Source organism: Idiomarina sp. UBA3162 (assembly GCF_002364475.1).
Classification (GTDB): Bacteria; Pseudomonadota; Gammaproteobacteria; order Enterobacterales; family Alteromonadaceae; genus Idiomarina.
The window spans coordinates 1-10571 of the sequence record NZ_DEYI01000086.1 but is presented as its reverse complement, the minus strand read 5'-3'; the positions used below and the strand labels follow the sequence as shown (position 1 = coordinate 10571).

At 47.6% G+C, this 10571-nt stretch carries 11 protein-coding genes; all 11 read left to right on the top strand.

Translation table 11 applies throughout. The annotated features are described in order from the left end of the window. A partial coding sequence (rpsB, locus tag B2X00_RS10710; RefSeq protein ID WP_290487538.1) for a 30S ribosomal protein S2 occupies positions 1 to 406 on the top strand: 406 nt, incomplete at its 5' end. Between the two features lie 14 nt (positions 407 to 420). Continuing rightward, positions 421 to 1299 carry a translation elongation factor Ts gene (gene tsf, locus B2X00_RS10705; RefSeq protein ID WP_290487537.1) on the top strand — a complete coding sequence of 293 codons (879 nt, stop codon included), beginning with the start codon at positions 421 to 423 and terminating at the stop codon, positions 1297 to 1299. Positions 1300 to 1402: 103 nt separating this feature from the next. Then, on the top strand, positions 1403 to 2137 hold the full coding sequence (gene pyrH / locus B2X00_RS10700; protein WP_006955308.1) for a UMP kinase: 735 nt from the start codon (positions 1403 to 1405) through the stop codon (positions 2135 to 2137). A gap of 59 nt (positions 2138 to 2196) precedes the next feature. After that, entirely contained in the window at positions 2197 to 2718 is a 522-nt protein-coding gene (gene frr, locus B2X00_RS10695; protein WP_370215255.1) for a ribosome recycling factor, read from the top strand. Between the two features lie 66 nt (positions 2719 to 2784). Continuing rightward, positions 2785 to 3558 (top strand): polyprenyl diphosphate synthase, encoded by a 774-nt coding sequence (gene uppS, locus B2X00_RS10690; RefSeq protein ID WP_290487536.1) that lies wholly within the window; start codon positions 2785 to 2787, stop codon positions 3556 to 3558. 4 nt (positions 3559 to 3562) lie between these two features. Further along, the gene (locus B2X00_RS10685) at positions 3563 to 4426 is read left to right on the top strand and encodes a phosphatidate cytidylyltransferase (RefSeq protein ID WP_290487534.1); all 864 of its coding nucleotides are present in this window, start codon (positions 3563 to 3565) and stop codon (positions 4424 to 4426) included. A 2-nt stretch (positions 4427 to 4428) separates the two neighbouring features. After that, positions 4429 to 5628 (top strand): 1-deoxy-D-xylulose-5-phosphate reductoisomerase, encoded by a 1200-nt coding sequence (ispC, locus tag B2X00_RS10680; RefSeq protein ID WP_290487533.1) that lies wholly within the window; start codon positions 4429 to 4431, stop codon positions 5626 to 5628. Further along, entirely contained in the window at positions 5621 to 6976 is a 1356-nt protein-coding gene (gene rseP, locus B2X00_RS10675) for a sigma E protease regulator RseP (protein ID WP_290487532.1), read from the top strand. The genes ispC and rseP overlap by 8 nt, the downstream gene beginning before the upstream one ends. A 30-nt stretch (positions 6977 to 7006) precedes the next feature. After that, positions 7007 to 9493 carry an outer membrane protein assembly factor BamA gene (gene bamA, locus B2X00_RS10670; protein WP_290487531.1) on the top strand — a complete coding sequence of 829 codons (2487 nt, stop codon included), beginning with the start codon at positions 7007 to 7009 and terminating at the stop codon, positions 9491 to 9493. 75 nt (positions 9494 to 9568) lie between these two features. Beyond that, on the top strand, positions 9569 to 10090 hold the full coding sequence (locus B2X00_RS10665; RefSeq protein WP_290487530.1) for an OmpH family outer membrane protein: 522 nt from the start codon (positions 9569 to 9571) through the stop codon (positions 10088 to 10090). A gap of 3 nt (positions 10091 to 10093) precedes the next feature. Beyond that, on the top strand, positions 10094 to 10571 hold a 478-nt coding region (locus tag B2X00_RS10660; protein ID WP_290487529.1), incomplete at its 3' end, for an LpxD N-terminal domain-containing protein.

Genomic DNA, 10571 nt, shown 5'->3' with positions numbered 1-10571 from the left:
TCAATCAATCAAGCGTTTGAAAGATCTTGAAACTATGAGCCAAGACGGTACTTTCGACAAGCTAACCAAAAAAGAAGCGTTGGTTAACACCCGCGAAATGGAAAAGCTTGAAAAAGGCCTTGGCGGTATCAAAAACATGGGCGGCTTGCCTGACGTATTGTTCGTAATCGACGCTGATCACGAGCACATTGCGATTAAAGAAGCAAACAACTTAGGTATCCCAGTTGTTTCTGTTGTTGATACTAACTCAGATCCAGATGGCGTTGACTACGTTATCCCAGGTAACGATGACGCAATCCGCGCAGTACAATTGTATTTGAATGCTGCAGCAGACGCGATCAAAGAAGCTAAATCAGCGCCAGTAGAAGCTAAAGACGCTGACGATTTTGTTGAAGCTACCGAATAATTGAGGATCTAACCATGGCAATTACTGCTGCTCAGGTAAAAGAACTTCGCGAGCGCACAGGCGCTGGTATGATGGACTGCAAGAAGGCATTGCAAGAAGTTGACGGCGACATGGAAGCTGCAATCGAGCTAATGCGTAAAAGCGGTCAAGCAAAAGCGGCCAAGAAAGCCGGCCGTGTTGCGGCTGAAGGCGTTATCTTGGTTAAGTCTGAAGGCAACCAAGCGACACTCGTTGAGCTTAACTGCGAAACTGACTTTGTTGCACGCGATGACAGCTTCTTGGCATTTGGCGAGAAAGTTATCAACGCAGCGTTCGCTAGCAAAGAAAACGATGTTGAACAGTTGAAAGCAACTGACATCGGCGGCGAAACTGTTGAGAAAACCCGTGAAGACCTTGTTGCTAAAATCGGCGAAAACATGAACGTACGTCGTGTTAAGACGATTGAAGAAGGCGACACTGTTGCTACTTACACTCACGGTGCACGTATTGGTGTAGCTGTTGCATTAAATGGCGGCGACGAAGACTTAGCGCGCGACTTGTGTATGCATGTTGCTGCGAGCAGTCCTCAGTTCGTTAAGCCTGAAGATGTTGACGCTGAAGTCGTTGAAAAAGAACGTGCTATTCAGGTTGATATCGCAATGCAAAGCGGTAAACCAAAAGAAATCGCTGAGAAAATGGTCGAAGGTCGTATGCGTAAATTTACGGGTGAGATCAGTCTGACTGGTCAGCCGTTCGTAAAAGATCCTTCAATGACTGTTGGCGAACTGCTTAAGCAAGCGGGTGCAGACGTAGTTACATTCGTACGCTTTGAAGTGGGCGAAGGTATTGAGCGTAAAGAAGAAGATTTTGCTTCTGAAGTACAAGCTCAAGTGGCGGCGGCAAGCAAAGGTTAATTCTTTGTGCCAGGGTCCACAACCCCAATGTGAGTAATAGAAACCGCGTCTTGAGCGTTCAGGACGCGGTTTTTTTTAGAAAAATGGATATTGAGAGGCAAGCATGAGTACCCACCCAAAACCAACATATCGACGTATTCTTTTAAAACTCAGCGGTGAAGCGTTAATGGGCGATGAGCCTTTTGGCATCGACGCAAAAGTTCTGGATCGCATGGCTCAAGAAATTAAAGAGCTGGTTGAACTCGGGGTTCAGGTCGGACTGGTCATCGGTGGTGGTAATTTATTCCGCGGCGAAGGTCTTGCAAAAGCCGGAATGAACCGAGTGGTTGGTGACCACATGGGAATGCTTGCAACAGTAATGAATGGTTTAGCCATGCGTGATGCGCTGCACCGCGCTTTTGTCAATGCGCGTTTGATGTCTGCAATTGAACTGACTGGCGTGTGCGACAGCTATAACTGGGCCGAAGCCATTAGCTTGCTTAAATCAGGGCGTGTCGTTATTTTCTCAGCGGGTACCGGCAACCCATTTTTCACTACCGACTCTGCAGCGTGTTTACGCGGCATTGAGATCGAAGCTGACATCGTACTAAAAGGTACTAAGGTTGATGGGGTATACTCTGACGATCCCGTCAGTAATCCCGATGCCACGTTGTATCGCCATATTAATTATCAAGATGTGCTTCAGCAGCAGTTAAAAGTGATGGACCTTGCCGCCTTTACACTGGCACGTGATCATGAATTACCGATTCGTGTTTTCAACATGAACAAGCCGGGTGCATTGAGATCCGTGATTCTAGGCGAAGAAGAAGGTACACTAATTAGCAAAGACGCTGAATAATCGAAATAGAAAGGGTAAATACAGTGATTAACGATATTATTAAAGACGCAAAAGAGCGTATGGAAAAAAGCGTAGAATCGCTTCGCAGTCAAATGTCTAAAGTACGCACAGGGCGTGCTCATCCAAGCATCCTTGATAGTGTTATGGTTAACTATTACGGTGTGGATACGCCGCTTAAGCAGCTCGCTAACATTACCACGGAAGACTCTCGGACATTGGCATTGACCGTGTTTGACAAGTCTTCTGCTCAAGCGGTCGAAAAAGCCATTTTAACCTCTGATTTGGGTTTAAACCCTGCGTCGGCAGGTGCTGTGATTCGTATCCCACTACCTCCTTTGACCGAAGAACGCCGCCGTGACTTGGTCAAGATCGTACGTGCAGAGGCCGAACAAGCACGCGTAGCGGTCCGTAATATCCGTCGTGATGCGAATAATGACTTGAAAGAGCTTTTGAAAGAGAAAGAAATCACCGAGGACGAGGAACACTCGGCAGAGGACGATGTCCAAAAGCTTACCGACACGTACGTTAAAAAAATCGACGAGTCGCTTAAAGCAAAAGAACAGGACTTGATGGAAGTTTAATTCCATTTCGTGCTCTAGATGACGCCGTGTAGTATCTATGCGGCGTTTTAATTATTGGCGGACAGCATGAAGCAATCTCCAACAATACAACAAGTCATACCCAAGCATGTCGCCATCATCATGGACGGTAACGGGCGTTGGGCAAAACAACAGGGCAAACGTCGAACCTTTGGACATAAAAAGGGCGCTGAAGCGGTTAGAAACACCGTGAGCTTTGCGCGTCGCAACGGAATCGAATCACTGACCTTGTTTGCTTTTAGCAGTGAAAATTGGAATCGACCAGCAACAGAAGTTTCATTGTTAATGGAACTTTTCGTCAATGTGTTAAAGAAAGAAGCTGATAAACTCAAGCAAAACGATATAAAGCTTCGGATTATTGGCGATAAGTCACAATTTTCAAGCCGTTTGCGCAAGCACATCGATAAGGCTGAGGCGATGACATCTGACTGCCAAGGTATGACCTTGAATGTGGCAGCTAATTACGGTGGTCAGTGGGACATTGCTCAAGCATCACGGCAACTTGCAGAGGCGGTTACGCGAAATGAGCTAGTGCCATCGGATATTGATGAGCGTACATTCGAACGTTATTTATGTTTAGCCGACCAGCCAAAACCTGATTTGCTCATTCGTACAGGCGGAGAGCAGAGGGTCAGTAATTTCTTGCTATGGCAAATAGCGTATGCAGAATTTTACTTTACCCCGATATTATGGCCCGACTTTGACGATCAGGCATTTGCAAATGCGATTGCTGAGTTTGCTCGCCGTGAACGCCGTTATGGACTCACCAGTGAACAACTCGATAAACTCGTCGAAACAATGAATGCGCGTGTAGAGGACTAAATTTTTGCTTAAACAACGAATTTTGACAGCCGTTATTTTAATACCTGTCGCACTCTATGCAGTGTTCTTATTGCCGCTGTGGGGTTTCTCCTTATTCATTCAGGCCGTGCTTATGCTCGGTGCTTGGGAGTGGGCACCACTCATGGGGCTGACCAAAACGCGCTCGCGCATTGCCTACACTGCGGGGATCGGTATTATCATTGGTGCGCTAAGCCTAGCGGTGCCTTTTGAACATCTCTGGCAATCTGGAACGCTGAATAACATCATTTATGCCACCATCGCAGCAGGTGGTGTTTGGTGGGTGTGTGCATTAGCACTCGTAGTTAACTACCCATCGAGTCGTCGGATGTGGTCGCGCACACGCTCGATAGTCGGCATTTTTGGCATGTTAATTTTTGTGCCGACTTGGGCAGCGTTGGTTACAGTGCGCTCAATCAACATTGATGTGCAACCGTACTTTGGTGGTTGGGTGGTGCTATTCATTTTGTTGCTTGTTTGGGCAGCTGACGTTGGTGCCTACTTCGCCGGGGTTCGTTACGGCCGCAATAAAATGATGCCGGCTGTGAGTCCAGGTAAAACGATGGAAGGGTTGTGCGGTGGCGTAACACTGGCATTCATTGTCATGATGGTGGTTTCACATTGGACACAAATCCCAGCCGACCAATTTACAGGTTATTACCTCACTGGCTTATTTACGGTGGTCGCATCGGTTTTTGGTGATTTGAACGAAAGCATGTTTAAACGCAGTGCGGGTGTCAAAGACAGTGGCTCGATTTTGCCGGGTCATGGCGGTATTTTGGACCGCATCGACAGTCTAACCGCGGCTGTGCCAGTATTTACCCTCGCATACTTGGAGTTTTTACGGTAAGTATGAGTCAGTCGATTACAATTCTAGGCGCGACGGGGTCTATCGGTCAGAATACGTTGGATGTTGTCGCCCGACATCCCGAGAGCTATTCATTGTTCGCTGTGACGGCCAATGGCAACGTGAATGCGATGCTGGAGATTGTGTGCCGTTATATGCCTCAATATGCGGTTATGGTTGATTCAGGTGCCGCTGAACAATTACGTAGCCAATTGCCCGTTGATGTCAAAACAGAAGTGCTTGCGGGTGAACAGGCATTAACTGAAGTGAGTGGATGCGCTGAGGTCGATGTCGTCATGGCGGCTATTGTTGGAGCCGCAGGTTTAGCGCCTACGCTCGCTGCGATAAACCAAGGTAAACGTGTGTTGCTTGCCAATAAGGAAGCCTTGGTTGTCAGTGGAGAGCTATTTATCAATGCTGCGCGTCAGAGCGGTGCGCAAATTCTTCCAGTAGACTCTGAGCACAACGCAATATTCCAGTGCTTGCCTGACTTGGCTCAGCAGCAAGTAGGTCACATGCAACTGAACGAGCATGGTATTGATAAATTATTGCTAACTGGCTCAGGCGGTCCTTTCCGTCATACACCGATTCAGGCGCTGTCACAACAAACACCTGAGCAAGCGTGCAATCATCCTAATTGGTCGATGGGGCAGAAGATATCTGTTGACTCTGCAACCATGTTAAACAAGGGACTTGAGTATATTGAGGCGCGCTGGCTATTTAATTGTCAACGGGAGCAGTTGGATATCCTGATTCACCCACAGAGCGTGATTCATTCCATGGTTCAATATATTGATGGCTCGGTGATCGCTCAAATGGGAGAGCCGGATATGCGCACGCCCATCGCTCATGTATTAGGCTTCCCCGAACGTATTCGCAGTGGCGTTAAAGGACTCGACTTTATGGCGCTCAGCGAGCTGACTTTCATGCCGGTCGACTTCAATCGGTATCCTTGTCTTAAATTGGCAATAGAGAGCTGCTGGGCTGGGCAGTCTGCTACGACGACCTTAAACGCTGCTAATGAAGTAGCGGTCGCTGCGTTTTTGCAACGACAGATTCGCTTTACAGATATTGCTGAGGTATGTGACGCGGCGTTACAGAATCTAGAATGCATCAATGTTGATTCTGTAGAAGCACTCATGGCTATTGATTCGCAGGCGCGTAGCGCCGCATCACAACGCGTGGAGCAAGTTGTTTATGCTTGATTGGTTATGGTACGCCGCATCATTTGTGGTCACCTTAGGTATTTTGGTTTCGTTTCACGAATTTGGTCACTTTTGGGTCGCCCGTCGTTGTGGGGTGAAAGTGCTCACGTACTCAGTGGGTTTTGGTAAAGCAATCTGGTCTCGAGTGGCGCGTGATGGTACGCAGTATCAAGTGGGTATTATCCCCTTAGGTGGCTACGTCCGGATGCTTGACGAACGCGTTGATGAAGTCAGTGAACAAGATAAGCATCTATCTTTCAATGCGCAGTCGGTTTATAAGCGTTTTGCGATTGTCGCCGCCGGGCCGATTGCGAATTTTATTCTCGCTATCGCAGTATTATGGCTGATGTTTGGTATTGGGGTGCCCACGGTAAAGCCGATCATTGGAGAGGTTCAGCCAGGATCCATTGCCGCCCAGGCACAGTTTGTTGAAGGCAGCGAGATTGTTAAAGTTGATGATGTCGAGGCGTATGACTGGCAACAGGTTCAACTCGGTTTGATGAGTGCGATTGGTAACGACCAACTATCAATAACCGTGCGTAGCCCCGAGGGTCAGTTACAGCAGAAAACCTTGAATATTGAAGATTGGCAGTTTGATCCGGAAACCGAAACCACCTTTGGTAGCTTGGGAATTCAAGTATTCCGACCCAATGTCTCGACGACGTTGGCGCAGGTTGTTGATGACTCACCGGCGCAACGAGCGGGTCTTAAAGCGGGCGATAAGGTGACTGAGCTTAATGGTCAGCCGCTACAAAGCTGGCAGCAGTTGACTGCAACGATTGCTGAGTCGCCGGGTGTGGGGTTAACCTTGACGATAGAGCGCCAAGGCGTTGAACAGAAAATAACTGTCATTCCTGGTGAACGCGAACGAGGTTCTGATGTCATAGGTTACCTAGGCATTGCCCCAGAGGTAGGAGAGTTGCCTGAGGGCTATGTGTTCAACCATCAGTATGGTATTGTCGGTGGTTTAGTAAAGGGCGCTGAGCAGACATGGGAACTCATGGTTGTCAGCGTCAAAATGATTGGAAAATTAATCACGGGCGATGTGTCCGTAAAAAATCTCGCGGGTCCTTTAAGTATTGCTGAAGGGGCTGGCGTAAGCGCAAGTAGTGGGTTCGTTTACTTTCTCAGCTTTCTTGCGCTGTTAAGTGTAAATTTAGGGATAATCAATCTGGTGCCTTTACCCATGTTAGATGGGGGTCACTTAGCGTTCTTTATTGCTGAGTGGGTGAGAGGAAAGCCGGTGTCGGACAAAGTTCAAGACATCTGTTATCGGATTGGTGGTGCGTTAGTCTTTGCATTGATGATAATCGCCATAAGTAATGACATCATGCGCTTCGCATTCTAATTCAAAGTCAACAATAAGTAGCTAGTTATAATGACGTTTAAAAAGCTGTTAGTGAGTGCCATGGTTGCGTCGGCGGTTTCGCCCGCAGCGCAAGCACAAGATGAATTTGTTGTCCAAGATATCGAAGTTAAAGGTCTACAACGTGTGGCACTGGGTGCTGCATTGACCTACATTCCTGTTCGAGTTGGCGATGAAGTGTCTGAGCTGCAGATTCGCAGCGCGATCAAGTCACTTTATTCTTCTACTCACTTTGATTATATCGAAGCGGTACGTGATAACGGAACGCTGACTTTCCGTGTAAGCGAGCGTCCCACAATCGCTCAAATTACATTTGAGGGTAACAACGATATTAAGGACGAGCAGTTAGAACAAAGTCTACAAGACAACAATATCGTTGAAGGTGAGCCACTCGATCGCACGACCATCTCCGGTATCGAAAAGGGTCTTGAAGACTTCTATCAAAGTGTCGGTAAATATAACGCCCAAGTTGATCTCGAAGTCATTGAGCTGCCACGTAACCGTGTTGAGTTGCGCATGAACTTCGAAGAGGGCGATGCCGCAGAGATTGCTCAGATCAATATTGTGGGTAACAAAGCGTTTCCGGACGAATTACTGCTAGATACGTTTGAATTACGTGATGACTTACCTTGGTGGAATATTATCGGTGAGAAGCGTTATCAAAAAGAGCAGTTGAGTGGTGACTTGGAAACGCTCGAGTCGTACTACCGCGACCGAGGTTACCTTCAATTCCAAGTGGAATCTGTACAAGTTTCCGTTACCCCCGATAAAGCCGGCGTTTACATTACGATTAATGTGAGCGAAGGCGAGAAGTATTACGTTAGCGAAACCGATGTGATTGGTGATCTGAAAGGACACGAAGACATTGTTAATCGCTTAACTACGATTAAAGAGGGCGCACTTTATAATGCCGCTCAAGTGACCTATATCGAAGATCTTGTCAGCCGCTTTTACGGTGGTTATGGATATGCTTACCCTGAAGTGAAAGCGTTGCCTGAGCGTAACGACGAGGACAAAACGGTTAAGCTGACTTTCTCGGTCAACCCAGGCAACCGTGTTTATGTACGCCGTATTGGTTTTGAGGGTAACTCGACCACAGAAGATCAAGTTTTACGTCGCGAAATGCGTCAACTTGAAGGTGCTTGGTTGTCGGATAACAAGGTTGAGCAAGGTAAAGTTCGTCTAGAACGCCTCGGTTTCTTTGAAACGGTTGAAACCTCGACTGAGAAAGTGGATGGCCAACCTGACCAAGTCGATGTTACTTATAAGGTAAAAGAACAACCATCGGGCTCGTTTAATGCCGGTATCGGCTACGGTGACTACTCCGGTCTACAACTGAATGCTGGTATACAACAAAGTAACTTCTTAGGTACCGGTAACCGTGCGGGTATTAATGTCTCGACAAGCCGCTTCCAGAAGAACTTTAGTGTCTCCTACACCGACCCGTACTTTACCACCAATGGTGTTTCTTTATCGGGTCAATTGTTCCTCAGCGAGTTCGATGCCGGACGAGCTGAAAACTTGATTCGCTACAACCAACGTACGTATGGCGTAAGCACCAATGTTGGTTTCCCTGTCGATGAAATCAATAGCTTTAGCTTTGGTGTAGGTTATAAACGTCAAGAAGTAACCAACGTTGATGGCTACGAGCAGATTCGTAAGTTCTATCAAGCGTTCTTGGACCCGCAGAGTCCAGATTCAGGCGTTGGCTTCGATATTTACGACTTTACCGCGGGGTGGTCACGAGTGACCTTAAACCGCGGTACGTTCCCAAGCTCAGGTTCGTCTCAGCGGGCATCGTTTGAAATCTCGGCACCGTTCAGTGATATTCAGTATTTCCGTCTCGGTTACGACTTTAAATATTACTGGCCTTTGTCAGACGATCAGCAGTGGACGCTACTAACCCGTTTCAATGTCGGCTATGGTAATGGTTACGGCGAGGACGATGCGGGCAACGACTATTTGTTGCCTTTCTGGGAGTCATTCCGCGTTGGCGGTCAAGGCGATTTACGTGGCTTTGAGCCGAACACGGTGGGTCCACGGGCGATATATAGCTACGCCGATCAGATCGCGACGCCGCCAGACTGGACCGGATTACCGGGCGGTTACCCAGCAGGCTCTAACGCTGAATCAATCACTGTTAGTCGATTTGCGGTAGGTGGTAACGCGAAAGTAGTTGGCGGTGTTGAACTTATCGTACCAACACCGTTCATTGACGAAGGCATGCGTAACAGTGTCCGTACAAGTGTGTTCGTCGATGTGGGGACCGTGTGGGATACTGAGTTTGACTACGATAAGTATAAGGGCTTAGATTTAATAGGTCAGAGTCAACCACTGAGTGACTACAGTGATCCTGGTGACTTCCGAGTGTCGGCAGGTGTTTCCGTACAGTGGATATCGCCTATGGGTCCGTTGACCTTCTCATTAGGTCGAGCGCTTAAAGAAGTGGAAGGCGATGAAACCCAGATATTCTCGTTCAACATCGGTACGACATTCTGATAGAGTAGCGATGTTGACAGTTCAACGCGAGAGAATCGCACTATAAGAACAACAAATTTTTTTGAGGAGTTAATTTTGAAAAAGCTATTTAAAACAACCGTTGCAGCTTTAGCTGTATCAAGTGCAATGTTTGCTGGCGCAGCAAGTGCTCAACAGAAGATCGGCGTTGTCGATATGATGCAAGTGTTTCAGCAATTGCCACAACGTGAGCAAATTTCACAGCAGTTGCAAACCGAGTTTCAAGATCGTTTCGAGGAAATGCGTCAATTAGAGCAGAAGATCCAAGAGCTGCGTCAAAAGCAAGAACGTGATGCATCCGTTATGTCTGCTGACGAGAAAACGCAACTGAACCGCGAGCTTGAACAGTTAGTGGCTGAAGCACAGCTGAAGAGCAAAGCGTTGCAAGAAGATACACGCCGTCGTCAAGCTGAAGAGCGCGATGAGTTGCTAGGTAAAGTGCAGAACGCAATTAACGCTGTTGCTGAATCAGGTGATTACGATCTTGTTTTACAGAGTAACGCTGTCGCATTCATGAAGTCTGATAATGACCTTTCTGCGAAAGTTGTCGAGCGCATGAGTGGTAACTCGGGTAACTAATCAATGACAGAATACTCTTTAAAGCAGTTAGCAGAGTATGTTGATGGTGAGGTTCGCGGCGACGCGAACCTTGTTGTTACTGGAGTTGGGACTTTACAGTCTGCATCAGCAGCGCAAATTGCTTTCTTAGCTAATAGCCGTTACAAAGGCCAGCTTGAAACCAGTCGAGCCGGTGCCGTTATCCTCTCGCCTAAAGATGCCGAAGACATGCCGGCGATAAATGCTATCGTAGTGAATAACCCCTATGCGGCATTTGCTAAAGTGGCTCAGCGCTTAGATACCACGCCATTGCCTGCTGAGGGCGTTGCCGAAACGGCTAAGGTGCACGCTTCTGCAAAATTAGGTAGCAATGTGGCATTAGGCGAATACGTTGTGATCGAAGCGGGTGCAGTGATTGGCGATAACGTTACGATTGGTGCACACACGCATATCGGCCCTGAAGTAACGGAGGGTGCAGATACAAAAATTTGGTCAGGCGTTA